The sequence below is a fragment of the Intestinimonas timonensis genome (assembly GCF_900626145.1).
Lineage (GTDB): Bacteria > Bacillota > Clostridia > Oscillospirales > Oscillospiraceae > Intestinimonas > Intestinimonas aquisgranensis.
This window is the reverse complement of sequence record NZ_LR130817.1, coordinates 1,376,226-1,402,639: the sequence shown is the minus strand read 5'-3', so window position 1 is coordinate 1,402,639 and position 26,414 is coordinate 1,376,226. Positions and strand designations below refer to the sequence as shown.

General features: G+C 62.6%; 21 protein-coding genes. 14 read left to right on the top strand and 7 right to left on the bottom strand.

The features are described 5' to 3' along the window. Positions 1-144: 144 nt before the first annotated feature. Complete coding sequence (locus E0E29_RS13670; RefSeq protein WP_130850305.1) at positions 145-1,413, bottom strand: diaminopimelate decarboxylase; 1,269 nt, start codon at positions 1,411-1,413, stop codon at positions 145-147. Between the two features lie 209 nt (positions 1,414-1,622). On the opposite strand from E0E29_RS13670, the gene uraA reads away from it, so the two are divergent. The 7 genes from uraA (at position 1,623) to E0E29_RS13640 (ending at position 7,711) form a co-directional block, all read left to right on the top strand. Continuing rightward, positions 1,623-2,873 carry a uracil permease gene (gene uraA / locus E0E29_RS13665; protein WP_130850304.1) on the top strand — a complete coding sequence of 417 codons (1,251 nt, stop codon included), beginning with the start codon at positions 1,623-1,625 and terminating at the stop codon, positions 2,871-2,873. Positions 2,874-3,025: 152 nt separating this feature from the next. Continuing rightward, the gene (locus E0E29_RS18825; protein WP_242622508.1) at positions 3,026-3,439 is read left to right on the top strand and encodes an AAA family ATPase; all 414 of its coding nucleotides are present in this window, start codon (positions 3,026-3,028) and stop codon (positions 3,437-3,439) included. An 80-nt stretch (positions 3,440-3,519) separates the two neighbouring features. Next, the gene (locus E0E29_RS18820; RefSeq protein ID WP_242622507.1) at positions 3,520-3,948 is read left to right on the top strand and encodes an AAA family ATPase; all 429 of its coding nucleotides are present in this window, start codon (positions 3,520-3,522) and stop codon (positions 3,946-3,948) included. Positions 3,949-3,953: 5 nt separating this feature from the next. Then, a complete protein-coding gene (locus E0E29_RS13655) occupies positions 3,954-4,949 on the top strand; it encodes a DUF58 domain-containing protein (RefSeq protein WP_130850303.1) in 996 nt (331 codons plus the stop codon). Further along, on the top strand, positions 4,946-5,722 hold the full coding sequence (locus tag E0E29_RS13650; RefSeq protein ID WP_130850302.1) for a hypothetical protein: 777 nt from the start codon (positions 4,946-4,948) through the stop codon (positions 5,720-5,722). The genes E0E29_RS13655 and E0E29_RS13650 overlap by 4 nt, the downstream gene beginning before the upstream one ends. 102 nt (positions 5,723-5,824) lie before the next feature. Next, positions 5,825-7,030 carry a transglutaminase-like domain-containing protein gene (locus E0E29_RS18290; RefSeq protein WP_165449911.1) on the top strand — a complete coding sequence of 402 codons (1,206 nt, stop codon included), beginning with the start codon at positions 5,825-5,827 and terminating at the stop codon, positions 7,028-7,030. 99 nt (positions 7,031-7,129) lie between these two features. Then, complete coding sequence (locus tag E0E29_RS13640; protein WP_130850301.1) at positions 7,130-7,711, top strand: ECF transporter S component; 582 nt, start codon at positions 7,130-7,132, stop codon at positions 7,709-7,711. A gap of 62 nt (positions 7,712-7,773) precedes the next feature. Here E0E29_RS13640 and E0E29_RS13635 read toward each other — a convergent pair whose 3' ends face one another. From E0E29_RS13635 to E0E29_RS13610, 5 genes are all read right to left on the bottom strand, one after another. After that, entirely contained in the window at positions 7,774-8,967 is a 1,194-nt protein-coding gene (locus E0E29_RS13635) for a pyridoxal phosphate-dependent aminotransferase (RefSeq protein ID WP_130850300.1), read from the bottom strand. Beyond that, positions 8,964-9,260 (bottom strand): Dabb family protein, encoded by a 297-nt coding sequence (locus E0E29_RS13630; RefSeq protein ID WP_130850299.1) that lies wholly within the window; start codon positions 9,258-9,260, stop codon positions 8,964-8,966. The genes E0E29_RS13635 and E0E29_RS13630 overlap by 4 nt, the downstream gene beginning before the upstream one ends. A 74-nt stretch (positions 9,261-9,334) precedes the next feature. Beyond that, complete coding sequence (locus tag E0E29_RS13625) at positions 9,335-12,787, bottom strand: pyruvate carboxylase (protein WP_207303610.1); 3,453 nt, start codon at positions 12,785-12,787, stop codon at positions 9,335-9,337. A 346-nt stretch (positions 12,788-13,133) separates the two neighbouring features. Continuing rightward, complete coding sequence (gene clpB, locus E0E29_RS13620) at positions 13,134-15,767, bottom strand: ATP-dependent chaperone ClpB (RefSeq protein ID WP_130850297.1); 2,634 nt, start codon at positions 15,765-15,767, stop codon at positions 13,134-13,136. Between the two features lie 656 nt (positions 15,768-16,423). Then, entirely contained in the window at positions 16,424-16,852 is a 429-nt protein-coding gene (locus tag E0E29_RS13610; RefSeq protein ID WP_130850295.1) for an Hsp20/alpha crystallin family protein, read from the bottom strand. A gap of 338 nt (positions 16,853-17,190) precedes the next feature. On the opposite strand from E0E29_RS13610, the gene E0E29_RS13605 reads away from it, so the two are divergent. Continuing rightward, positions 17,191-17,712, top strand: a complete 522-nt coding sequence (locus tag E0E29_RS13605; RefSeq protein ID WP_207303609.1) for an HD domain-containing protein — start codon at positions 17,191-17,193, stop codon at positions 17,710-17,712. 57 nt (positions 17,713-17,769) lie between these two features. Here E0E29_RS13605 and E0E29_RS13600 read toward each other — a convergent pair whose 3' ends face one another. Continuing rightward, positions 17,770-19,266 carry a copper amine oxidase N-terminal domain-containing protein gene (locus E0E29_RS13600; RefSeq protein WP_130850294.1) on the bottom strand — a complete coding sequence of 499 codons (1,497 nt, stop codon included), beginning with the start codon at positions 19,264-19,266 and terminating at the stop codon, positions 17,770-17,772. Positions 19,267-19,437: 171 nt separating this feature from the next. Here E0E29_RS13600 and E0E29_RS13595 point away from each other — a divergent pair, with 171 nt between their 5' ends. The 6 genes from E0E29_RS13595 to htpG all read left to right on the top strand — a co-directional run bounded on the left by E0E29_RS13595 (position 19,438) and on the right by htpG (position 26,365). Beyond that, positions 19,438-20,283: a transketolase gene (locus E0E29_RS13595; protein WP_130850293.1), complete on the top strand. Its 846-nt coding sequence runs from the start codon at positions 19,438-19,440 to the stop codon at positions 20,281-20,283. Between the two features lies 1 nt (position 20,284). After that, the gene (locus E0E29_RS13590) at positions 20,285-21,232 is read left to right on the top strand and encodes a transketolase family protein (protein WP_130850292.1); all 948 of its coding nucleotides are present in this window, start codon (positions 20,285-20,287) and stop codon (positions 21,230-21,232) included. Continuing rightward, a complete protein-coding gene (locus E0E29_RS13585; protein WP_130850291.1) occupies positions 21,229-21,804 on the top strand; it encodes a GDSL-type esterase/lipase family protein in 576 nt (191 codons plus the stop codon). The genes E0E29_RS13590 and E0E29_RS13585 overlap by 4 nt, the downstream gene beginning before the upstream one ends. A 126-nt stretch (positions 21,805-21,930) precedes the next feature. After that, positions 21,931-23,352, top strand: a complete 1,422-nt coding sequence (locus E0E29_RS13580; RefSeq protein WP_130850290.1) for a MerR family transcriptional regulator — start codon at positions 21,931-21,933, stop codon at positions 23,350-23,352. A 63-nt stretch (positions 23,353-23,415) separates the two neighbouring features. Further along, positions 23,416-24,312: a hypothetical protein gene (locus E0E29_RS13575; protein WP_130850289.1), complete on the top strand. Its 897-nt coding sequence runs from the start codon at positions 23,416-23,418 to the stop codon at positions 24,310-24,312. A gap of 127 nt (positions 24,313-24,439) precedes the next feature. Continuing rightward, the gene (gene htpG, locus E0E29_RS13570) at positions 24,440-26,365 is read left to right on the top strand and encodes a molecular chaperone HtpG (protein ID WP_130850288.1); all 1,926 of its coding nucleotides are present in this window, start codon (positions 24,440-24,442) and stop codon (positions 26,363-26,365) included. The last annotated feature ends 49 nt before the right edge of the window (positions 26,366-26,414 follow it).

Genomic DNA, 26,414 nt, shown 5'->3' with positions numbered 1-26,414 from the left:
CAGCGCCCGTCCCTCGTAAGGAGGGACGGGCGCTGTTCGTCTGAAAACGCTTCGATTTGGTGTCGCGCTGGTTACCGGGCACCGGTGTCTCTGTTCTCTGATCAGTTCCAGAGCGAGACCAAAAGTTCTTTTTGGTACTTTTTCTTACAAGAAAAAGTACATGGTGGAAAAATAGTCGTCGGGGGTCTCGGCCCGGCGGATGAGCAGGGTGGAGCCGTCCTCCTGGAGGAGGACTTCCGCCGAGCGGAGGCGGCCGTTGTAGTTATAGCCCATGGAGAAGCCGTGGGCGCCGGTGTCGTGGATGACCAACAGGTCGCCCCGCTCAATCTCAGGCAGCATCCGGTCCACGGCGAACTTGTCGTTGTTCTCGCAGAGGGCGCCGGTGACGTCGTACTTGTGGTCGCAGGGGGCGTCCTCCTTGCCCATGACGGTGATGTGGTGGTAGGCGCCGTACATGGCTGGGCGCATCAGGTTGGCGGCGCAGGCGTCCACTCCCACGTACTCCTTATAGGTGTGCTTGAAGTGGGTGGCCGTGGTCACCAGACAGCCGTAGGGCCCCAGCATAAAGCGGCCCAGCTCGGTAAAGATAGCCACATCACCCATACCCGCCGGGACCAGGATCTCCTCGTACTTCTGCCGCACACCCTCGCCGATGGCCAAAATGTCGTTGGCGGGCTGCTCGGGGCGGTAGGGGATGCCCACGCCGCCGGAAAGATTGATGAAGGCGATGTGGCAGCCGGTCTCCTCTTTGAGCTCCACAGCGGTCTGGAAGAGGATGCCCGCCAGGGTGGGGTAGTAGGCGTTGGAGAGGGTGTTGGAGGCCAGAAAGGCGTGGATGCCGAAGTGCTTGGCCCCCATGGCCTTCAGCTTTTTGAAGCCCTCGGTGAGCTGGGGGCGGGTGAAGCCGTACTTGGCCTCGCCGGGGTTGTCCATGACCTGGAAGCCCTCGTTGCTTGCGCCGATGGAGAAGGTGCCGCCGGGGTTGAAGCGGCAGGAGATGGTCTCGGGGATGGTCCCGATGGTCTCCTTCAGGAAGTCGATGTGGGTAAAATCGTCCAGATTGATGGTGGCGTCCAGACGGGCGGCCAGCTGGAACTCCTCCGCCGGAGTGTCGTTGGAGGAGAACATGATCTCGCTGCCGTGGAAGCCGCAGCGGTCGGCCAGCATCAGCTCGGTGAGGGAGGAGCAGTCGGTACCGCAGCCCTCCTCATGCAGGATCTTGAGGATGGCGGGGGTGGGGGTGGCCTTGACGGCGAAATACTCCTTGAAGCCAGGGTTCCAGGCAAAGGCCTGCTTGAGTTTTCGGGCGTTTTCACGGATCCCCTTCTCGTCGTAGAGATGGAAGGGAGTGGGATACTGCCGAACGATGGACTCCAGCTGGGCCTTGGTCACAAAGGGCCTCTTGTTGGACATGGGAAAACACCCGCTTTCTATAAAAAATCAATTCTATCTTATAAAAGAAATGGTATTTTTGTCAATCGGCGCAAAAGAGGAATTGGGGGCCTCCTTCCGCCTGTTTCCGTTGGATGTGACAAAAAAGACAAAAAATTCGTAAAACAGTGGACCCAATGTGGCAGAAGTGGTATACTTGCCCGAAATGTAATTGAGAGGAGAGGTATCCCATGGACAAAAAGCGCATCATCCAGGTGGATGAGAAAGTCCCCCTTCCCATGCTCCTGCCCCTGAGCGTCCAGCACGTCTTTGCCATGTTTGGCGCGTCGGTGCTGGTCCCCATCCTGTTCCAGATCGACCCCGGCATCGTCCTCTTCATGAACGGCTTCGGCACCCTGCTCTTCATCTTCCTCACCAAAGGCAAAGCACCGGCCTATCTCGGCTCCAGCTTTGCTTTTTTAGCGCCCGCCGGTGGCGTTATTGCGGCCCAGGGCTTTGAGTACGCCCAGGGCGGCTTCGTGGTGGTGGGCCTGCTGGGCTGCCTGCTGGCCTTCATCGTCTGGAAATTCGGCACTGAATGGATCGACGTCATCCTGCCCCCCGCCGCCATGGGGCCCGTGGTAGCCCTCATCGGCCTGGAGCTGGCCGGCAATACCATCACCCCCGGCAAGACCGGCGCTGACCTCACCTCCGGTCCCCACATCGCTGTCTTTGCTGTCACCCTGGGTGTGGCCGTCTTTGGTTCCGTCCTCTTCCGCAAGTTCTTCGCCGTCATTCCCCTCCTCATTGCCATGATCTGCGGCTATCTCACCGCCGTGGCCCTGGGCCTGGTGGACTTCACCCCCCTGGCGGAGGCAAAGCTCTTCACCCTGCCTCAGTTCCACCTGGCCAAGTTTGACCTCAATGCCATCCTCACCATCGCCCCCGTCATCCTGGTCATCGCCACCGAGCACATTGGCCACCAGGTGGTCACCGGCAAGATCGTGGGCCGGGACCTCATCAAGGACCCGGGCCTCCACCGCTCTCTGCTGGGCGACAACCTGTCCACCGCCATCTCCGGCTTCGTGGGCTCGGTGCCCACCACCACTTACGGCGAGAACATCGGCGTCATGGCCGTCACCGGCGTCTACTCCGTCCAGGTCATCGCCGGCGCCGCCGTCATCTCTCTCCTCATGGCCTTCGTGGGCCCCCTGGCCGCCTTCATCTCCACCATCCCCGGCGACGTCATCGGCGGCATCACCTTCCTCCTCTACGGCATGATAGGTACCTCCGGCCTCCGCATCCTGGTTGATAAAAAGGTGGACTACGGCAAGAACCGCAATCTGATCCTCACCTCTGTGGTCTTTGTGGCCGGCCTCTCCGGCCTCACCATCACCATCGGCGCGGTGTCCATCACCGGCATGACCCTGGCCGCCGTCACCGCCGTCATCATCAGCCTCATCTTCTTCCTGCTGGACAGGGCTAAGCTGATGAACGACTGAGCAGTTCTATGTTTCCCAAAAAGGAGCCATCTGATCAGATGGCTCCTTTTTCTGTCCGTTTCGGTGCAAAAATCTTGCCCCTCCTGAAAGGACCGTGATATAATGGACCAAATACCGGATTATGACAACCGACGGGGAAGGGTGAGGAGACCATGGACGACCGCAGGCTGTGCGCCCAGGTGGTGGCTGAGGTAAAGAAGGCAGTAGTGGGCAAGGACGAAGTGGTAGTAAAGCTGCTGCTGGCCATCCTGGCCCGTGGCCACGTGCTGCTGGAGGATATCCCCGGAGTGGGCAAGACCACCCTGGCCCTGTCCTTTTCCCGGGCGCTGGGGCTCACCTGCCACCGGGTCCAGTTCACCCCCGACGTGATGCCCTCCGACCTCACCGGATTCTCCATTTACAACAAGGCCACCGGGGAGAAGGAGTACCAGCCCGGAGCGGTGCTGTGCAACCTCTTCCTGGCCGACGAGCTCAACCGTGCCACCAGCCGCACCCAGTCGGCCCTGCTGGAGGCCATGGAGGAGGGCCAGGTCACGGTGGACGGGGTGAGCCACCCGGTCCCGTAGCCCTTCCTGGTCATTGCCACACAGAACCCGGCGGGGCGGCAGGGACCCAACTGCTGCCCGACTCTCAGCTGGACCGCTTCATGATGCGTCTGTCCATGGGGTATCCGTCGCCTCAGGATGAGCTGGAACTGTTGCGCCGTCGGAGCGCCGGGCCGGTGGTGGAGCGGGTGAGTCAGGTCACCGACCGGGCGGGGCTGGAGCGACTGCGGCAGGCGGTGGAGGCCGTCCACATCTCTGACGAGGTTTTGGACTACATCGTCCGTCTGGTGGGTGTCACCCGCCGCCACCCAGCCATCGCCCAGGGGGGTAGTCCCCGGGCCACTCTGGCGGTGGCGGCGGTGAGCCGGGCCGCCGCTTTTATCCGGGGCCGGGACTACGTCCTCCCCGACGACGTGACCGAGCTGTTTCGGGATACGGTGGCCCACCGTCTCATCCTTACGGACGGGAGGGAAACCGGCGATCCGGTGGGGGACGTGCTCGCTTCGGTGCGTGCCCCCCGGCTGAAGTGACCGCCGTGGCCGCCCGGCGTGTAGGCTACGGCCTGGCCCTGGCCGCCGCCCTCCTCTTTCAGATCCTGGACGTGGGCTACCTGGCTCACTTCCTGCTGTGGACCGTCCTGGCCCTGCCGGTGGTCTCCCTTCTTCTGACCCTGCCTCTGGTATTCCGGTGCCGGGGAGGACTCACCGCCGCCGCCGGACTGGAGCGGGGAAAGGAACTCCGGTTCCGGGCGGAGGTCCGGTACCGGGGCTTTCTGCCCCTGCCCATGGCGCGTATGCGCCTGCGGATCACCAATGAGATGACGGGGGAGGAACTGTTTCACCAGGTGACCCTTTCAGGCGTGTCGGGCAGAGGGGGCGGACTGCATAAATGGACGGCGTGGAATGCCGACCATTGCGGTCGGGTCCGGTGTGAGATCGAACGACTCCGGGTGGTGGATGGCCTGGGGCTCTTTGTATTGCCCATTCCGCGGCCCCAGGCCTGCGCTGCCCTAGCGCTGCCCAGGCTGCTGGACCTGCCCCTGCCCCCGCTCCTGCGGGGAGAGACGGAGGCAGCGGGGCCGCTGAAGCCCCGGCCGGGCGGCGGCCCAGGTGAGGACTACGACCTGCGGCCCTACCGGGCGGGGGACCCGGTGACCACCATCCACTGGAAGCTCTCCTCCAAACGGGATGAGCTGGTGGTCCGGGAGACTCTGGAGCCCCGGCAGGAGGGGATCGTGCTCACATTTGACCACTTCGGGGCCTGGGATGAGGTGGACGGGGTACTGGACCGGCTGCTGACCTGGTCCACCGCCCTTCTGGAGGAAGGCCGGAGCCACACTGTGGCCTGGCTCCACCCTGTGACGGGGGAGCTCCGGCGATTCCTGGTGGCCGACCGGCGCACCCAGAGCCGGTGCCTGTCCGCCATCCTCTCCGACCCTACGCCGTCCAACGGCCGGTCCATACGGGCGGAGAAAGCGGGCGGAAAAGAACGGCAGTTCCACCTCCTGCCCAACGGGGAGGTGGCGGTATGAGACGGGGACGAGAAAAAACTGCGGAGGCCCGTAAGGACGGCTGGCTGCTCCCGCTCTGTGTCGATGCTCTTTTCCTCTCCCTGCTGCTGGTGACTGAGGGCTATGCCCTGTTCACCTGGCTGCTGTGGGACCGGCTGCTCCTTGGGGGAACGGCCACCATGGCCTATATCGGGCTGGTCCTGGGGGGCAGCGGCACCCTGCCCGATCCCTTCCCGGCGGCAGACTGTATCCTCTTCCTGTGTGCCGCCCTGGCCCTGCTGGCCCTGCCCCTGGGCTGGGCAGCATTGTGGCTGCGCTCGGCCTGCGCCGTGGTGGACATGACCTATCCGCTGCTGCGCCCCGCCTTCCTGGACGACCATCTGCCCCGGTGGCCCGACTTTCTACTTCTCCTCACCTGCTGGTGCGCCATGTTCCTCACCAGCATCCTGTCCAGAAAAAAACGCGCCGCACGGGCCAGGCTCACCCTGGCTGCGCTGCCTGCCGTCGGCTGCGTCCTAGCGCTCCTGACCCTGGCAATACCTCAGGAGCGCTATGTCTACCCACAGTGGGCAGGGGAGGCCAAGGGAGTCCTCCTCTCCGGGGACCTGTCCTTCTCACTGCCCGACTTTGTGGCCAACGGCATACAGGTGGGGGGCTCTTCCAGTCGGGTGGACCTGGCCGGAGCAGGCCCTCTGTCCCTCTCAAGCCGCACCATGCTCCGGGTGGAGACCGATGTGACCGGGCGGATCTACCTCCGGGGGCGGTCCGCCGGGGTGTATACCAGGACATCCTGAGAGCCCCTGGAGGCTGCCGCCTATGAGGAGCTGGGGGACCTGGGGGGCGATGAGCCCCTGAACTTTCCCGCCCTCACCGCCGCGGGTCAGGACTGGCACGCGGTGACGGTGGAGCTCGCCGGCGCACCTGGGAACTGCCTCTATGTGCCCTATTCTCTCCTTACCGACGCCGATGAGCTGGTGGGGGGCAGCTTTGTGGACGACTCCCACATCCAAAAGAGCTTCGGTGTCGGAAGCTACACCGTCTATTACCGGCCAGAGGCAGGGCCGGACAATGCCATGCGCCCCCTGGAGGGAGCTGCCGCTCAGGCGGAGGAGGCCTACCGTGATTTCGTCTATGAGCACTATCTGGAGGTGCCGGAGGAGGCGGCACAGGCGCTCTATACCTGGGCGGAGCGGGTGAACGGACTGCACTTCCAGGTGGATGACAGCTACCGGAAGTCGGTGCTCCGGAATTACTGGTCTGAAATGGAGACGGCCTGGCTGATCGGCTACGCGCTGGCTGCCACCACCACCTACGACACCACCGTCCCCGCCATGCCGGAGGGTGCGGACTTTGTGGACTACTTCCTCAACCAGAGCGAGCGGGGCTACTGCATGCACTACGCCACCACCGCCGCCCTGTTTTTCCGGATGATCGGGACGCCTGCCCGGTATGTCAGCGGCTACACGGTGATGGTGCCCGATTCCGGTCAGGTGGATGTGCCCGAGTCGGCAGCCCACGCCTGGGTGGAGATCTACCTGGACGGCTACGGCTGGTATCCGGTGGAGGTGACTCCCACCTACGGTGGGGAGGAGGTAGGGTCTGAGGAAACCACCGAGCCGGAGCCAACGCCTACCCCAACGCCAACACCCACCCCGACGCCGACTCCTCAGACCTCCGCCGCCCCCACGTCCACCCCCACTACGGCCCCGGCGGGCGGCCAAGATGAAGGGGACATGGGCGGAGACGAGAAAGCGGATCTGAGTGCGCTCGCCTGGCTCGCCGTGGTGCCCATTCTGTGTCTGTTACTCTTTGCCCGGCGGCGGGTCATGGCTCTCATCTGGCGACGGCGGTTGTGGGGAAGCGGCACCAACGCCGCCGCCCTCTGGGCCTACCGGCTCCAGAAGCGGCTCCTGCCCTGGGGAGGCAGGGAGCACCCGGAGGTGGAGGAGCTGGCCCTGAAGGCCCGGTTCAGCCAACACACCCTCACCGAGACAGAGCGGAAACTGACCGTAAAGGCCGTGGAGGGCGAGCGGGACCGGGTGGATGCCGCTCTGCCCTGGTGGAAGCGACTGGCCTTCCGATGGCTGTGGGCTCTCCGGTGAGTAAAAATCTGACCTTATTAAATAAACAAAAACTGAGATTTGAAATAATACCAGATAGGGGGTATAATGGCGGCAGAACAGACAGAGGAAGTGGTTTCCATGAAACAGAACATGTCTACCCAGCGGCTGGCCTTTCTGGGGATGATGACCGCCCTGGTTTTTGCCGGCAACTACGCCCGTATCATCATGCCGGTGCCGGTGGGCGGGGTGCCCTCCTTCACCCTGGCCAACATCCTGTGTGTCCTCTCAGGGCTCCTGCTGGGGCCGGTAGGGGGACTGGCCTCCGGCCTGGGTTCCGCCCTCTATGACCTCACCAACCCCCTGTGGGCGGCGGAGTGCTGGATCACCTTCCTGACCAAGGGTGCCATGGGCCTCATGGCTGGTGTGGCCGTCACAGCGGGCCGCCGGGGTGAGGGGGTCAAGCCCGCCACCTATGGCCGCTATCTGACGGCGGCAGTGGTGGGGTGCCTGAGCTACTATGTGCTCTACTACCTGAAGGATTTCTTCTACAACGGGATGCTGCTGGGTGGCCTTCAGCCTCAGGCCGCGGCGGTGACCCTGCTGGCCCTGATCCCCGCCTCCCTCTTCAACGGCGGAGTGGCCATCATCGCGGCCCCTCCCCTGGCGCTGGCCATCCGCTCCGCCCTCAAGCGCAGCGGCCTGCGCCTGAAGATGGCGTAAGGATACCAAAAAAGACCGGAGCGACATGCTGCCACATGTCGCTCCGGTCTTTTTCTATGCTGTTAGAGGCCGTATTCCTCGGCTAGCTTCTTGAAGATGGGGAGGGCCTTTTGCACCTGCTCGGTGGTGGTGCAGAAGGCGATGCGGCACCAGCCGGGGCAGGCGAAGTCGTCGGTGGGCGGGAAGAGAAGGTCGTATGCCTGAGCACGCTTGCAGAACTCGTTGGCGTCGGGCACCGGGGACTTGAGCAGCAGATAGAAGGTGCCGCCGGGCTCCACGCAGGTGTAGCCCATGGAGGTAAGACCGTTGTAGAGCAGGTCCCGGTTGGTCTGGTAGATGCTCAGGTCGGAGGTCAGACCGTCACAGGCGGCGGCCACTCGCTGGAAAAGGCTGGGGGCGTTGACGTAGCCCAGCACCCGCCCGGCACCGCAGATGGCGGCGTAGACGGCCTTGTGCTCGGCCACCTTCTCGCCCACCAGCACGTAGCCAATACGCTCGCCGGGGAGGGAGATGGATTTGCTGTAAGAGTAGCACACCAGGGTGTCGTCGTAGAAGTTGGGAATCCAGGGCACGGTGAAGCCCTGGAAGACGATCTCCCGGTAGGGCTCGTCGGAGATGAGGTAGATGGGGTGACCGTACTCAGCGGCCTTCCGGCGCAGCAGGTCGGCCATGGCGGTGAGGGTCTCGGCGGAGTAGATGGCGCCGGAGGGGTTGTTGGGGGAGTTGACCACCAGGGCCTTGGTCTTGGGACCGATGGCAGCCTCCAGGGCCTTCATGTCGGGCTGGAAGGTGTCGTAGTCCGGGGGGACCACCACGGGGATGCCGCCGTTGCCGCGGACGAAGATGTCGTACTCGGTGAAGTAGGGGGCCATGAGGACGAACTCATCCCCGGGGCAGGCCAGAGCCCGGAAGCAGCAGCACAGGCCGGCGGCGGCGCCCACGGTGATGTAGAGGTCGTCGGGGCCGTAGTGCATGCCGAAGCGGCGGGTCAGGGAGGCGGCCAGGGACTCCCGGACGGCCAGGTCGCCCTGGGCGGTGGTGTAGGCGTGGATGGAGTCCCCCTGGGGGGAGTCCAGAATGGCCCGGATGGTGTCGTTGACCTGGGGCGGTGGGGGGACGCTGGGGTTGCCCAAGGAGAAGTCCAGCACGTTCTCGGCACCCACCTCCCGGGCACGGATCAGACCGTACTCCCGGATCTCACGCATGATGTTCCGGCGGCTGCCCAGCTGTACCATATTTTCAGGCAGATTGCTCATTCAGACACCTCCAGATCCACGCAGCAGCGCTCTTTGAAGTGTTCCTTGGCCCAACCCTTGAAGGCCACATGGGGGGGATAGTCCTGATAGGCGGCCAGGGCCTCCAGACTGTCCAGATCGCAGCACAGGCCCACGTCGTGGGTGCCCATGCCCTGGTCAAAGCCAATGTGAGCGCAGCGCAGGCCGGGGACAGCCCCCACCATGGGATCGAAGGTGGATTTCAGGAAGGCCGCCAGCTCCGAACGGTCCATGCTCGGGTCGGCCAGATCCCAGAAGATCATATGACGGATCACGTTTTCTCAGCTCCTCCACAAAATGGGATATTGTGTGCATTATAGCACAGTAAAGCAGAAAAGAAAAGAGGGACTTAGTTGGGCAGGATGGTGAGGAGAAGCTCGCCGGATTTGACGGAGGCGCCGGCAGAGGCGAGGAGCTGGTCCACGGTTCCGGAGATACGGGAGACCACGCTGGTCTCCATCTTCATGGCCTCGATGACGGCCACCACCTGGTTCTCCTCCACCTGGTCGCCGGGCTTGACGCTGATCTTGGAGACCATGCCGGGGATAGAGGCACCCACCTGGCCCTTGTCCTCAGGGTCGGCCATGACCACGGGGTGGACCTGGACCTGGGCGTTGGGGTCGGGGACGGCCACGGTGCGGCCCATGCCGTTGAGGTCGAAGTGGACATTCCGGGTACCGTCCTCGTTGAGGTCGCCCAGGCCCAGGTACTTGATGACCAGGGTCTTGCCGTCCTCAATGCTGATGAGGTTGGTCTCGCCCAGCGCCATGCCGTTGAAGAAGACGTGGCTGCCCATGCGCATGATGTAGCCGTACTCCTGACGGTGGCTGCGGTACTCCTCATAGACCTTGGGATAGAGGCAGTAAGAGAGGATGGCACGCATGTTGATGGGGTCCTTGGTCATGTTCTGGAGCTTTTCCCGAACGGCCTCAAAGTCGATGGGCTCCAGCAGCTCGCCGGGACGGCAGGTGATGGGTTCCTCGCCCTTGAGGACCACCTTCTGGAGGTCCTCCGGGAAGCCCCATGCGGGCTGGCCCATCATGCCCTTGAAGTAGCTCACCACCGAGTCGGGGAAGGTGAGGGCCTCGCCCTTTTCCACAATGTTTTCGGGGGTCAGATCGTGCTGGACCATGAAGATGGCCAGGTCGCCCACCATCTTGGAGGAGGGGGTCACCTTGACAATGTCGCCCAGCATGTGGTTGACCTGGGTGTACATGTTCTTTACATCGTCGAACTGGCCGCCCAGGCCCAGGCTCTCCACCTGGGACTTCAGGTTGGAGTACTGGCCGCCAGGCATCTCGTAGCGGTAGATATCGGTGGAGGGGTTCTTCATGCCGGTCTCGAAGGAGGCGTACCGCAGGCGCACGTCGGACCAGTAGTCGGAGAGCTCCTGAAGCCGGACCGGGTCCAGGCCGGTGTCCCGCTCCTGTCCCTGGAGGGCGGTGACCACGGCGTTGAGGGAGGGCTGGCTGGTCATGGAGGACATGGAGTCGATGGCGCAGTCCACGATGTCCACGCCGGCTTCGGCGGCCATGAGGTAGGTGGCCACCTGGTTGCCGGAGGTGTCGTGGGTGTGGAGGTGGATGGGCAGGCCCACTTCTTCCTTCAGGGCCTTGACCAGCTTCTTGGCGGCATAGGGCTTCAGCAGGCCGGACATGTCCTTGATGCACAGGATATGGGCGCCCCGCTTCTCCAGCTCCTTGGCCATGTTGACGTAGTATTCAATGGTATAGCGGTCCCGCTTGGGGTCCAGAATGTTGCCGGTGTAGCACATGGTGGCCTCGCAGACTTTGCCCTGCTTGAGCACCTCGTCCATGGCTACCTCCATACCGGGGATCCAGTTGAGGGAGTCGAAGATGCGGAAGATGTCGATACCGCTCTTGGCCGCCTCCTGGACGAAGGCCCGGATGAGGTTGTCGGGATAGTTGGTGTAGCCCACGGCGTTGGCGCCCCGGAGGAGCATCTGGAAGGGGATGTTGGGGATCTTCTTCCGCAGGAGGTCCAGCCGCTCCCAGGGGGACTCGTGGAGGAAACGGTAGGCCACGTCGAAGGTGGCGCCGCCCCACATTTCCAGGGAGAAGGCGTCGGAGAGGATCTCGGAGGTGCCGTCGGCACCCAGCAGCAGGTCCCGGGTACGCACACGGGTGGAGAGGAGGGACTGGTGGGCGTCCCGCATGGTGGTGTCGGTGATGAGCAGCTTCTTCTGAGCCTTTACCCAGTCCCGGAGGGCTTCAGGGCCCTTTTCATCCAGCAGAGACTTGAGACCGGCGCCCCGCTCTCCGGTGACGGTGGGGAACCGGGGAATGTCGAACTGAGGCCGCTCCGCGGAGGGATTTTCGATCTGGCGCTGAGCGATGTATTTGAGGACCTTGGTGGCGCGGTCCTTGCCGTACTGCATCTCAAAGAGCTCAGGGGTCTCGTCGATGAATTTGGTGTGGCACTTGCCGGCCAAAAAAGTGGGGTGACCGAGGATGTTGCTGATGAAGGGGATGTTGGTCTTGACGCCCCGGATGTGCTCCTCACGGACGGCACGGGCGGCACGGCGGCAGGCGCCCTCAAAGGTGTTGTCCCAGGTGGTGACCTTGACCAGCAGGGAGTCGTAGTAGGGGGAGATGATGGCGCCGGTGTAGGCGTTGCCGCCGTCCAGGCGGACGCCGCAGCCGCCGCCGGAGCGGTAGGCGGTGATCTTGCCGGTGTCGGGGGCGAAGTTGTTGGCGGGGTCCTCGGTGGTCACCCGGCACTGGATGGCGTAGCCGTTCATCCGCAGGTCGGACTGCTTGCCCATGCCGATGTAGGGGTGGGAGAGGGGGTGGCCCTCGGCGATGAGGATCTGGGCCCGGACCAGGTCCACACCGGTGACCTGCTCGGTGACGGTGTGCTCCACCTGGATGCGGGGGTTCATCTCGATAAAATAGTGGTTTCCATCCCGGTCCACCAGGAACTCCACGGTACCGGCGTTGACGTAGCCCACGTACTTGGCGATCTTCACGGCGTCGGTGTGGAGCTTCTCCAGGGTGTCCTTGGGGACGCTCCAGGCGGGGGCGAACTCCACCACCTTCTGGTAGCGGCGCTGGAGGGAGCAGTCGCGCTCTCCCAGGTGGACCACATTGCCGTACTGGTCGCCCAGGATCTGGACCTCGATGTGCTTGGGCTCCACCAGGTACTTTTCAATAAAGATGTCGTCGTTGCCGAAGGCCTTACGGGCCTCGCCCTGGACCAGCTCGAAGGCGGGTTTGACCTCCTCCGGGGTGTCACAGCGGCGCATGCCCCGGCCGCCGCCGCCGGCGGCCGCCTTGAGGATGATGGGGAAGCCGTAGGAGATGGCCTTCTCCAGGGCTTCGTCGGCGCTCTTCAGGGGCTCGGTGGAGCCGGGGATGGTGGGCACGCCGCAGGCCAGGGCCGTGGCCTTGGCCGCCAGCTTGTCGCCCATCTGGGCCAGGATCTTGGAGCTGGGGCCGATGAAGGTGATACCGGCATCCTCACAGGCCTTGGCGAACTCGGCGTTCTCGGAGAGGAACCCATAACCGGGGTGGATGGCGTCCACGTGCCGGCGCTTGGCCAGGTCGATGATGCCCGGGATATCCAGGTAGGCTCCCAGGGGGGATTTGCTCTCACCGATGCGGTAGGCCTCGTCGGCCCGGGTGCGGAACAGGGCGAAGGTATCCTCGTTGGAGTACATGGCCACGGTGCGCAGGCCCAGGTCGTAACAGGCGCGGAAGATGCGGATGGCGATCTCTCCACGGTTTGCAGCCAGGACCTTCTGGAACTTGCATTCTGACACTTCGGGGTCCCTTCCTTTCATTCAAAGGTGGGTCGTGTTGCGAAAAAAAGGGCGGGCGAAAAACCGCCTGCCCCGCCGCCAGACAACCCTTGCCGGCGTTTCACGACCGATTATAGCTGTGTATGATTATACGCCGAAAAGGTTGAATTTGCAATCTGTTTCTTCTGTTGATGCAAAACTTGTCAGAACGCACAGCCGCGGAGGGACTTTTTCGCCCTGCTTTGTTAAAGTGGACAAAAGTCCACAATAGACGGACAGAACCGGACTTTCAAGAGAAGGTGTGGAAAATTTCGAGCGAAAAAATATAAAAACAGGACCCTCCGGCCAAACCGGAAGGTCCTGCTGATCTGTACGGGCAGAAAGGGAATTAGCCGTCCACCACCTCGCCGGTGAGGACCTGGGAGGCGGAGACAGTAAGTTCGCCATTCTTGCAGTCCACGACGAGGGTGTCGCCGGACTCCACCTCGCCGGCAATGATCTTCCGGCTGATGAGGGTCTCCACGCTGTGCTGCAGGTAGCGGCGCAGAGGACGGGCGCCGTAGATGGGGTCGTAGGCGCTGTCGATGATGAAGTCCTTGGCGGCGGCGGTGAGCTGCACCTTGAGCTGTTTGTCCTCCAGGCGGCGGTTGATGCCGTCCACCATGAGGTCGATGATGTGGGTGATGTTGTCCTTGGTGAGGGGCTTGTAGAAGACGATCTCGTCCAGCCGGTTGAGGAACTCGGGCCGGAAGGAGTGCTTCAGAAGGTCGTTGACCTGGTCCTTAGCGCTCTGGCTGATCTCACCGTTTTCATCGATGCCATCCAGCAGGAACTGAGAGCCCAGGTTGGAGGTCAGGATGATAATGGTGTTCTTGAAGTCCACGGTGCGGCCCTGGCTGTCGGTGATCCGGCCGTCGTCCAGCACCTGCAGGAGGATGTTGAAGACGTCGGGGTGGGCCTTCTCCACCTCATCGAAGAGGACCACGGAATAGGGCTGACGGCGGACGGCCTCGGTGAGCTGGCCGCCCTCCTCATAGCCCACGTATCCCGGAGGGGCGCCGATGAGACGGGACACGGAGAATTTCTCCATGTACTCGGACATATCGATCCGCACCATATTCTTCTCAGAGTCGAACAGGGCCTCAGCCAAGGTCTTGGCCAGCTCCGTCTTGCCCACGCCGGTGGGGCCCAGGAAGAGGAAGGAGCCAATGGGCTTGTTGGGGTCGGCGATGCCGGCGCGGCTTCTCAGAATGGCCTCGGACACCAGGCGCACGGCCTCGTCCTGGCCCACCACCCGCTGGTGGAGGATGTCCTCCAGGTGGAGGAGCTTTTCGCGCTCGCCCTCCATGAGCTTGCTGACGGGGATGCCGGTCCACCGCTGGATGATGCGGGCGATCTCCTCCTCGGTGACCTTATCCCGCAGGAGGGAGTCCTCCTTGGACTGCTGGGCATAGCCCTCCTCGATCTCCAGCTGCTTTTTCAGCTCGGGGATCTTGCCGTACTGGAGCTCGGCGGCCTTGTTGAGGTCGTACTCCCGTTGGGCCTTCTCCAGCTGGGCGTTGGCGGCTTCCAGGTCCTCGCGGAGCTTCTGGACCTTGCCGATGGCGTTCTTCTCATTCTCCCACTGGGCCTTCTTGGCGTTGAACTCGTCCCGCATCTCGGCCAGTTCCTTTTGGATCTCGGCCAGGTGCTCCTTGGACAGGGGGTCGTCCTCCTTCTTCAGAGCGGCCTCCTCGATCTGATGCTGGATGATCTTGCGCTGAATGACGTCCAGCTCGGTGGGCATGGAGTCGATCTCGGTGCGGATCATGGCGCAGGCCTCATCCACCAGGTCGATGGCTTTGTCGGGGAGGAAACGGTCGGTGATATAGCGGTTGGAGAGGGTGGCGGCGGCAATGATGGCGCCGTCGGTGATCTTCACGCCGTGGAACACCTCATAGCGCTCCTTCAGGCCACGGAGGATGGCGATGGTGTCCTCCACGGAGGGCTCGTTCACCATGACGGGCTGGAACCGGCGCTCCAGGGCGGCGTCCTTCTCGATATACTGGCGGTACTCGTTGAGGGTGGTGGCGCCGATGCAGTGGAGCTCGCCCCGGGCCAGCATGGGCTTTAAGAGGTTGCCGGCGTCCATGGCGCCCTCGGTCTTGCCGGCGCCCACGATGGTGTGGAGCTCATCGATGAAGAGGATGATGCGGCCATCGGACTTCTTGACCTCGGTGAGGACGGCCTTCAGCCGCTCCTCGAACTCGCCGCGGTACTTGGCGCCGGCGATGAGGGAGCCCATGTCCAGAGCGAAGATGGTCTTGTCCTTTAGGGAGCCGGGCACATCGCCCTTCACGATCCGCTGGGCCAGGCCCTCGGCGATGGCGGTCTTGCCCACGCCGGGCTCGCCGATGAGGACGGGGTTGTTCTTGCTCTTGCGGCTGAGGATACGGATGACGTTGCGGATCTCGTCGTCACGGCCGATGACGGGGTCCAGCTTGTTCTGACGGGCCCGCTCCACCAGGTCGGAGCCGTACTTCTTCAGGGCGTCGTAGGTCTCCTCCGGGTTGTCGGAGGTCACCCGCTGGTTGCCCCGGACGGCGGAGAGAGCCTTGAGCACGCCCTCCTTGGTGATGTTGTAGGTGCGGAAGAGGTCCTTGAGGCCGGAGTTGGCGTGCTTGATGAGGGCAAGGAAGAGGTGCTCCACCGAGATATACTCGTCCTTCATGCTCTTGGCGATGGACTCGGCGCCGTTCATGACCTTGTCCACATCGGGGGCGATGTAGACCTTGCCGGCCTCCCGGCCGCCGCTCACGGTCACCCGGGGCAGGTCCTCCACCTGCTTGCGGGCGGCGGCCTCAAAGCTGGGGAAGGTGATGCCCATATTGCCCAACAGCTGGGGAATAAGGCCGTTCTCCTGCTCCAGCAGGGCGTAGAGGAAGTGGGCCTGCTCGATCTGCTGGTTTCCGTATTCCTGGGCGATGGCCTGGGCCGACTGCACCGCCTCCAGAGATTTCTGGGTAAACTGATTCATGTTCATGAGAAGTCACATCCTTTCGGGTGTAATTTACTATATCTTAATAGTAATATTGGTAAAATCAAGTGTGTCCTTTTCTTTATGATAGTATTGTAGCGAGGTGAAAGAAACCATGAAATCAAACGCCAAGTACATTGTGGAAAAAGAGGTCTGCGGCACATGCGCCCATTACCGGCAGCACTATGTGATGGTGGAGTGCGGAAAATTCTGGCCTCTGTGGTATGGGCACTGTCATGTGCCCCGGTGTGGGAAGCACCCCAGCCCGGATCAGACCTGTCCCCACTGGAAGGCAAGGGAAAAACCATGATCTTCCACTGCAGGGGGGGCACGCCTGACACCTCCACACCGAAAAGGAGCCGGTCGGCCCTGCCGACCGGCTCCTGAGCCTGTCGACAAAGTCGACAGGCTCTCTCAAAAATGCAGGCATTTTTTCGAAAAGATGCAGGCCGCTGCATCGCACTCGCTTCGCTCGCACGTTTGCGGCCTGAGCAGTGTTTTTTCCGAGGCACATGTCCCCTGAAAAAACAGACTGTACTTGATTCCGTCGTCTGCGGACGACGGAACTCTGCGAGGCTCTTGCACAAAATCTGACGTATATGCCCTTTTTCGACAACCTGAGGAGCCGGTCGGCCCTGCCGACCGGCTCCTTCGCCAGGTCTTTACTCGATGGCGATGCGCTTGGCCTCAGGTACCACAGGCACAGCCTTGGGCAGGTTCAGCTCCAGCACACCGTTGTTGTAGGAGGCGGTGATGTGCTCGTCATCCACGCCGGTGATGTCAAAGGAACGGGTGAAAGAACCATAGCGGCGCTCACGGCGGATGTAGCTGCCCTTGTCGTCCTTCTCGTCCTTGTTCTCAGTGTGCTGGGCAGAGATGGTGAGGATGCCGTCCTTCACATCCAGCTTGATGTCCTCCTTGTTGAAGCCGGGCAGCTCTGCTTCTAAAACAAAACGGTCGCCGGCGTCGCGGATATCGGTGCGGAAATCGGGAATGGCGGCGTTGCTGTTGCCGAAGAACTTACGCTCGAAATTATCAAACAGGTCGAAAAAGTTGTCGTCACTGCGCTCAAAGGGGATCATACCAAACATATCAAAGGCTCCTTTCAAAGATCAGGTTGCGTTAGCAGTCTATCGGATGAATTGCTAGAATCTTGCATCTGCCATGAAAACCATCCTCTTTCCAGGGTCACATTCCCTTGGGAACCAACCCTTTCTCTTTGTTTCTGGACCTAGTATACGCTCAGGTCTGTGAACAAATATACATATAATTATGTCTAAATTGTAAATATTAGCACTCTTGATTTGAGAGTGCTAAAACTAGGTTCTCTCTTTTTTGCGTGTCCCGTAAGGAATTCTTAATCCAGGGAAAAAGGTTTTTCAAAGAAGATGGGGTATGCTATGGAAAACGAAAAAAGGAGGAACCGCATATGTGGACCTTTTTTGAATATGAGACGTACCTGACCGCAGTGGCTGATCTCATGGACCATCTGGCCGTCCGGGCCATGGAGCGGCTGCCCCAGCACACCAAGGGCTTTAGCTGCTTTCACCACAGTGTGTGGGTGTCCTACTGGAGCTGGCGGGTGTGCCTGCGGATGGGGCTGGACGCCTGCGCCGCCGCCCGGGGCGGACTGCTCCACGACCTCTACCTCTATGACTGGACCGGCCAGAGGGCGCCCAACGGCAAGTGGCACGGCACCGAGCATCCCAAAACGGCGCTGAAAAATGCCGAGACCTTCTTTTCCCTCAGTGAGAAGGAGCGGGACATCATCGTCAAGCATATGTGGCCGCTGACGCTCCGGCCCTACCGCTACCTGGAGTCTCTGGTTGTGAGCTGTGTGGACAAGGTGTGTGCCGTGGCGGAGCTTCTCCGTTTGTACCCCGACCCAGCCGCCTTCCAGAGCCAGCAGGCGCCTCAGTTCCGTCCTGTGCCCCGGCCCAGAGCGGCATAAAAAACGGCAGCCCTCCCCATCATGGGGAGGGCTGCCTTCTGCTTTCAGAGGTGGTGCTTACGCCTGCTCGGCAGTGCCGGTGAGCAGCTGCTCGTAGGGGATCACGGTGGCGTCAGCGGGGGGAGTGAGCTCGGGAGCCTTGTCGGTGGTGGCATAGCTGCCGGTCATCTCCAGGCTCAGGTCCAGCATGTTGTTGGAGTCCAGAGTCATGGAGACAGTCATGTTGTTGTCGGCGTCCATGCCGGCCTTCATGTCCATGGCCATGGCGGGGATGCCGGTCTCGTCGTCGCCGCCGGAAGTGGCTTTCATGGTCAGGTCATAGCCCACCACAGCGTCGTCCTTCATCAGCAGGGTGAAGGCGATGGTGACGTCGGAGCCGGCCTGATTCAGGGTGTAGGTGGTGGTGTAGTTGCTGCCGTCCTTCACGAAGGAGTCATCGGCCAGGAACTTGGCCACGCCCTCCACCAGGGCGGAGACGGCGGCGTAGTCGGCATCCTTGTCGGTGAGGGTCATGCCGCTCAGGGAGGTCTGGAGCAGGGCGTTGGGGTCCAGGGTCTTGGAGGCGTCGATCAGGGCGGTGTAGTCCATACCCATGGCGCCGTACAGAGCGCCCATGTCCATGGAGATCCAGCTGTCTGCAGGGATGCCGGCGTCGGCCAGGATGTCGCCGGACAGGGTGAAGTAGAGCATGCCGGTACCCAGGTCGCCCCGGAGCTCCATGGAGATGCCGTCCTCCTTCAGGGCCTTCAGCAGGGCGTCGGTCTTGGCCTGAGCCTCGGCGTCCACGGTGCCCTCGGTCTCAGTGCCGGCGGACACCAGGCCGTTAAAGCCGTCGATGAGGGCCTTCAGGTCCATCTTCATGGTCATGGCGGCCTCCACCTGGGTGGAGCCGGCGGAAATACCGCTCATGGTGCCCTCCAGGGTGGCGGGGCCCATGCCCAGCACGGTGGCGGAGGCGTCAAAGTCGGCCTTCATCTCCCAGTTGCCGGTCATGAACTGCTCATTGTAGGCCAGGTACTTGTCCAGATAAGTATAGGTGTTGTCGGCCTTGGCGTCCTCCAGGAGCTTCTGGGTGTCCACCAGGATGACGGTGCTGTCGTCCTGGTCCCAGCCCACGGCGCAGCCGAAGGCCTGGGCGGCGAAGCGGACGGGGACGTAGGTGCGGTTCTGGGCGGCATAGGGGGCTACGTCCATGGCCAGGGTGGTGGTCACGTCGCCGGTGGTGACGGTGGCCTCGGTGGAGTCCAGGGTCATGGTGACGGTGGTGCCGTCACGGGTGGCGGAGACCTGGTTGGCGGCGGCGTCATAGCTCACCTCAGCGCCCATGGCCTCAAAGACGGCCCGGAAGGGGAGGAAGGTGCGCTCGTCCTTCACCTGGGGAACGGCGTCGGTGAAGGTCAGGTCCTTGCCGTCCAGCTGCACGGCAATGGCGCTCTCGGCGGCCTCGGGGGCGGCAGTGGTCTCGGCGGACTCCGCGGCAAAGGCGGAAGCGCCGGTGCTCAGCACCGTCAGCGCGGTGGCCGTAGCCAGGACACGGTGAGAAAAGCGGGTCATTTTTATTACCTCCTGTATGGATAGGGTACCCACACTATACCACGGGGATTCGGCGGACGCAAGGGTTTTGTGCTCAGGAATGGGCCTTGCGCCGGGGCTGAGCATGGATTATACTAGGGACAGAAAGAACGGCGGCCGTATCCGGCGGCGCCGAAAGAAAGGATGATCCCAATGGAACAGACCCGCGCTCATGAGCTGGCCGTGACCGCGCAGCGCGCCCGCATCCTGGCCATGGACATGGTACACACCGCGGGCTCCGGCCACATCGGCGGTTCGCTGTCCGTGATGGACCTGCTGACCACCCTCTATTTCCATACCATGCGGATAGATCCCAAGCAGCCGGCCGACCCCGGACGGGACCGCTTCGTCCTCTCCAAGGGCCACTGCACCCCCGCCCTCTACGCCATGCTGGCCCTCCGGGGCTACTTCCCCGTGGAGGACTGCAAGCTCTTCCGTTCCATCAAGGGCCACATGTCCGGCCACCCCGATATGCGCCACGTCCCCGGTGTGGACATGTCCACCGGCTCCCTGGGCCAGGGAATCTCCGCCGCCGTGGGCATGGCTCTGGCCGGCAAGCTGGACAAGGCCGACTGGCGGGTCTATACCGTCCTGGGCGACGGTGAGGTGGAGGAGGGCCAGGTGTGGGAGGCCGCCATGGCCGCCGCCAAGTACCACCTGGACAACCTGTGCGCCTTCGTGGACATCAACGGCCTCCAGATCGACGGTAAGACCGCCGACGTCATGCCCTCCGAGCCCCTGGATGCCAAATTCGCCGCCTTCAACTGGAACGTGCTCAAGGTGGACGGCCATGACCATGCCGCCATTGCCGACGCCCTGGAGCAGGCTGCGGCCTGCAAGGGCAAGCCCACCGTGATCCTGGCCCGTACCGTCAAGGGCAAGGGTGTCTCCTTCATGGAGAATGATCCCGGCTGGCACGGCAAGGCGCCCAACGACGAGCAGTTTGAAAAGGCCATGGCCGAGCTCAATGCCGGTCTGGCGGAATTGGAGGGGAAGTAAGATGGGAGAGAAGATCGCCACCCGCGCCGCCTACGGCGACGCGCTCGTAGAGCTGGGCGGACAGTACCCCGACCTGGTGGTTCTGGACGCCGACCTCTCCGGCTCCACCATGACCAAGGGCTTTGCCAAGGCCTACCCCGACCGGTTCTTCAACATGGGCATCGCCGAGGGCAATATGATGACCGTGGCCGCCGGTCTGGCCGCCGCCGGCAAGAAGGCCTTTGCCAACAGCTTTGCCATCTTTGCCTCCGGCCGTGCCTTTGAGCAGGTCCGCAACTCCATCGCCTACCCCCACCTCAACGTGACGGTGGTGGGCTCCCACGGCGGCCTCTCCGTGGGCGAGGACGGCGCCACCCACCAGGCCTGTGAGGATATGGCCGTCATGCGGGCCATCCCCGGCATGGTGGTGTGCTGCCCCTGCGACGGCACCGAGATGAAGGCCGCCGTCAAGGCCCTCATGGACTATGACGGCCCCGCCTACCTGCGCCTGGGCCGCTCCGCCGTGGAGGACCTGACCGGAGACCTGCCCGGCTATGCCTTCCAGCTGGGCAAGGGCGTCACCCTCCGGGATGGCGGCGACGTTACCATCATCGCCGTGGGCCTCATGGTCCAGGAGGCCATGAAGGCCGCCGAGACCCTGGCCGCCGAGGGCATCCAGGCCCGGGTCATCGACATGCACACCGTGAAGCCCCTGGACGAGGAGCTGGTCCTCAAGGCCGCCAAAGAGACCGGGTGTATCGTCACCACCGAGGAGCACAACATCGTGGGCGGGCTGGGCTCCGCAGTGGCCGAGTACCTCTCCGGTATCTGCCCGGTGCCGGTGGTCCGCCACGGAGTGGAGGACGTCTTCGGCCGCTCCGGCAAGGCCTCTGAGGTTCTGGCCGCCTACGGCCTCACCGCCGATGGCATCGTGGCCAAGGTCAAGGCCGCTCTGGCGCTGAAGAAGTGAAGATCGTCTGCCTGGGGGATAGCCTGACCTACGGCTACGGCGTCCCCCGCAGGGACTGCTGGGTGAGCCTGGCGGCGGAGGCCACCGGCCATACCCTGGTGAACCGGGGCATCAACGGAGACACCACCGGCGGCATGCTTGCCCGGTTCGGCGGGGATGTGCTCGGCGAACAGCCGGACCGGGTCCTCCTGATGGGGGGCGCCAACGACATCATTTTTGGCGGCAGCGACGCCCCGGCCCGGCTCAACCTGACCGCCATGGCCAACCAGGCGGTGGCCAACCGCATCCGCCCCATGATCGGCCTGCCCACGCCGGTGTACGCCGAGGGGATCCCGGAGCCCTGGCTTTCGGTCACTGACTATCAAAGCCTTCTGCCCATCTTTGCTGCCTACCGGGATTGGCTGGTACGGTTCGCCGGTACCTTTGGGTTCAAAACGGTGGACTTCACCGTCCCCGGCCTGCTGCCACCGGAGGGGCACGCCCACTATCTGGATGGTCTCCATCCCGACAAGGAGGGCCACCGCCTGATGGCGGAGGCCGTGATCGCCGCTCTGCCCCCGGTGCGAGTGTAAAGAGAAAAAGGTCCGCTGCGTGTTCCGCGACGGACCTTTTTCACTATTTTACATCCTTTTTTGGGAAAAGTCTTGACTGTAAACCAGCTTTACCCCTTATACTGGCCTTGGAAGGGAGGCTATGTCATGAACGTATCCCAGCTGGAGGCGGCCCTGGATCTGCCTCGGGCCAGCATCCGCTTTTACGAAAAGGAGGGGCTGCTCTCGCCGGAACGGCTGGCCAACGGCTACCGGGACTACTCGGAGGCCGATCTGGAGACTCTGCGGCGGATCAAGCTGCTCCGGGCCCTGGGCCTTCCCCTGGAGGACATCAAGGCCCTCCAGGCGGGGGAGCTGCGGTTGAGCGACGCCCTCCGGGCCCAGGAGGAGCGGCTGCGCCGGGAGGCCGCCGAGCGGGAGGCCGCCCGGACCCTGTGCCGGACCATGGAGCTGGAGGGGGCGGAGTACGCCGCCCTGGATGCCGGGCGCTATCTAGAAGAGCTGGACAAGCTGGGGGAGACGGGGGTCACCCTAGCGCCGCCCGCCGCCGACAGCCTGCCCGTGGTCCGCCACCCCTGGCGGCGGTACCTGGCCCGGCTGCTGGACCACAGCCTGTGCGTCCTGCTGCTGGATGCCCTCCTGGTGTTTACGCTGCGCTTCACCTTCGGGGAGGGGCTTCTGATCACCCTGGTCCAGAGCTACCTGGCCTGGGGCGTCCAGTTCCTGCTGGAGCCCCATTTTCTCTCTACTTGGGGCACCACCCCAGGCAAGTGGATCTTTGGCCTCAAAGTCCGCAACGCCCACGGGGGAAAGCTCACCTTCCGGGAGGCTGCCGCCCGCCTGTCTGCCCTTTTCGGGTACGGCGAGGGCTGGTGCCTCCCCGGTTATCAGCTCTATCGCAACTACAAGAGCTACCGGGCCTGCGACGATGGGGAGATCCTTCCCTGGGACGAAGGGCTCTCCTACACCATCCGTGACGAGAGCGGTCTCCGGGGCCTGGCCTGGGCGGGGGCGATGGTACTGGAGTTTGGGCTGATCTTCCTTTTGGGGCTGCAGCTGATCATGCCTCCGGTACGGCGTCCGCTGATGATCGGCACCTTTGCGGAAAACTATAATGATGTGCTCCGGCAGTATGACCTCAATGGACTTACATTGGATATGACCGGTAACTGGGTGGTGCTCCAGGGGACCGCCAGTCTGGGTAATCCGCCCCCAATTTTTCACTATGAGACCACCGAGGATGGCATACTCACCGGAGTCTCCTTCACCTATGAGAGAGAACCGGATTATTTCTGGGACGGGGCGGAAACCGAGCAGACAGTTGCCCTTCTGGCCATGCTGGCCGCCCAGCCGGAGGCGGGCCTTTTTAACTGGCTGTCCCTGGTGGACCAGGCCGGAGATCAAATAGGCAACAGTTATGAGGACTATCAATTTACCCTGGCAGGGCTTACCGTCACCAATGAGGTGGCATACAGCGGATATCGCCCGGTGGGCGGCTTCCTCCTGCCGGAGGAGGGGGCGGAGCAGTCCTACTCCCAGCACTTCTCCATTTCCGTTGCCGCCGAATGATACCTTTTTGTCACCCATTTTTCCTCGACCTATGGTAATCTGAGGGGGAAAGGCGGGATTGGCATGAAAAAAAGAACCTTGCCCCTGATGCTGTCCGGGGCGCTGCTGCTCGTCCTCTGTGCCTGCGGGCCCGCGGCGGAGGGAACGGCGCCCACAGAGACCGCCACGGCGGAAACCAGCCTGCTGGACCTGCTCGCTGGTCTGACAGAGGAGGACATCGGCGAGGTGAGTCAATATGGGCCCAACGAGCCACCGGACAACACCACCCTGGCGGCCATGCTGAACGAGGCAGCGGCCCACCCCATCGACCATGCCGACCTCACCCTCAACGGCTCGGACACCGATGTGGTGTGGTCTCTGGACTGCTACATCGCCCCCAAAAACCAGGGGGTATACTCCGGGGAGGATGCCCTCCACCTCCAGGCCGGTTTGGAGGAGAATGTAGTGGAGATCTTTGGCGGAGAAAACCTGCCCGACGGCAGGGTCCACCTGGAGGACGCGGCCCTCTACCAGCTCCTGCGCACCAGCTGTGACCGGGAGGGTTTTATCAACGAGTACTATTATGAAAAATACCGGGACCTGGTGGACGGCTATTACGACGACCGTCTGGAAGAGGTCCGGGACGCGGGCTACACCGCCTGGGAGCTCACTGAGTTTTTGGGGGTGCTGGGCACCACGAAGGAATCGGGCAAGGGGGCCGTGGCCTTCCGAATGGGGGCGGTCTTTGTCACGGACCCACCGGAGCTGGCTCCTCATGTGCTGGCCGGCGGGGCCTATGTGGACAGTGCCCTCCGGGTCCACGGCCTGGACTGGCAGAACGTCTACCTGGTGACCCTGGACGATGAACCGGTGGGTCTCTCCTTCGGGGAGAGTGTCATCGAGTTTATCGAGGCCAGCTGGGGAAAGGAGGTGCACCTGGAGGACCTTCAGGCCGCCATGAATATCTCTGCCGCCGGATAATTTGTAAACATTTCTTGAACCCTCTTGAAAAATCGCGTACGAAGGACTATGATAGGTTAGCACTCAAAAGTGGAGAGTGCTAACCTATCGTTTTTTAAGAAGATTCACATATATGGAGGCATGTACCATGGCGAAGAAACAATTCAAGGCGGAGTCCAAGCGGCTGTTGGACCTGATGATCAACTCAATCTACACCCACAAGGAGATCTTTCTCCGGGAGCTCATCTCCAACGCCAGCGACGCGGTGGACAAGCTGGCCTACAAGGCCCTAACCGATGACCAGGTAGGCCTGAACCGCTCCGACTTCAAGATCCGGCTGATCCCCGACAAGGAGGGGCGCACCCTCACCATCAGCGACAACGGCATCGGCATGACCAAGGAGGAGATGGAGTCCAACCTGGGCACCATCGCCCGCAGTGGCTCCCTCCAGTTCAAGCAGGAGATGGCCGCCAAGGAGGGCAGCGAGGACCAGAACGTGGCCGACATCATCGGCCAGTTTGGCGTGGGCTTCTACTCCGCCTTCATGGTGGCCGACCAGGTCACCGTGATCTCCAAGGCCTACGGTGAGGACACCGCCTGGAAGTGGGAGTCCTCCGGCGCCGACGGCTACACCATCACCGAGTGCGAGAAGGAGATGGTGGGTACCGACGTTATCCTTCACATCAAGGCCAACACCGAGGACGAGGACTATGACCAGTACCTCCAGCAGTACCGCCTGGACGACCTGGTGAAGAAGTACTCCGACTACATCCACTACCCTATCGTCATGGAGATGGAGCACACCCATATGAAGCCCAAGCCGGAGGACGCCGGGGAGGACTACAAGACGGAGTACGAGACCCACAAGGAGTGGGAGACCCTGAACTCCATGGTGCCCATCTGGCAGCGGCCCAAGAACGAGGTCAAGCCCGAGGAGTACAACGAGTTTTATAAGGAGAAGTTCGGTGACTGGGAGGACCCCCTGGCCGTCATCCACGTGAAGGCCGAGGGCGCCGTGGAATACACCGCTCTGCTCTTTATCCCCGCCCACGCCCCCTTCAACTACTATAGCCGTGACTACGAGAAGGGCCTCCAGCTCTACTCCTCCGGTGTCCTCATCATGGACAAGTGCGCCGATCTGGTGCCCGACCACTTCTCCTTCATCCGCGGCGTGGTGGATTCCCCCGACCTGTCCCTGAACATTTCCCGTGAAATGCTCCAGCACACCCGGGTGCTGAAGGTCATCTCCACCAACCTGGAGAAGAAGGTGAAGGCCGAGCTCCTCAAGCTCCAGAAGGACGATACTGAGAAGTATGAGAAGTTCTGGTCCGCCTTCGGCCGCCAGGTGAAGTACGGCGTGGTCTCCGACTACGGCGCCCACAAGGAGCTGCTGAAGGACCTGCTGCTGTTCTGGTCCTCCAAGGAGGGCAAGAACACCTCTCTGGCCGCCTACAAAGAGCGGATGAGCGAGGACCAGCAGTATATCTACTTCCTCCAATCTGAGAGCGTGGAGCAGGCGGCCAAGCTGCCCCAGGCCGAGCGCATCCTGGACAAGGGCTACGAGATCCTCTACCTCACCGAGGAGGTGGACGAGTTCGTTATGAACACCCTGGGCGAGGTGGACGGCAAGGCCCTGAAGAACGTCAACGACGACGACGCCCTGCCCCAGTCCGACGAGGAGAAGGCCGAGACCGAAAAGAAGGCCGAGGAGAATAAGGACGTGCTGGACTTTGTGAAGGAGACCCTGGGCGAGCGGGTCAAGAACGTCCGTATCTCCAAGATCCTCAAGACGGCCCCGGTGTGCATGACCGCCGACGGCCCCGTCTCCCTGGAGATGGAGAAGTACTTCCAGAAAGTGGACCCCAACGCCGCCAAGGAGATGAAGGCCGCACGGGTCCTGGAACTCAACCCCGACTCCGGCGCTTTTGCCGCCCTCCGCTCTGCTCTGACAGAGGATAAGGAAAAGGCCAAGACCTACGCAGAGCTCCTCTACCAGCAGGCTCTGCTCATTGTCGGCTTCCCGCTGGAGGACCCGGCCAAGTATACTGAGCTGGTCTGCTCCCTGATGAAGTAAATCCAGTGAAAAGATGTAAGACGCGGCGGGAAAAGCTCCCGCCGCGTCT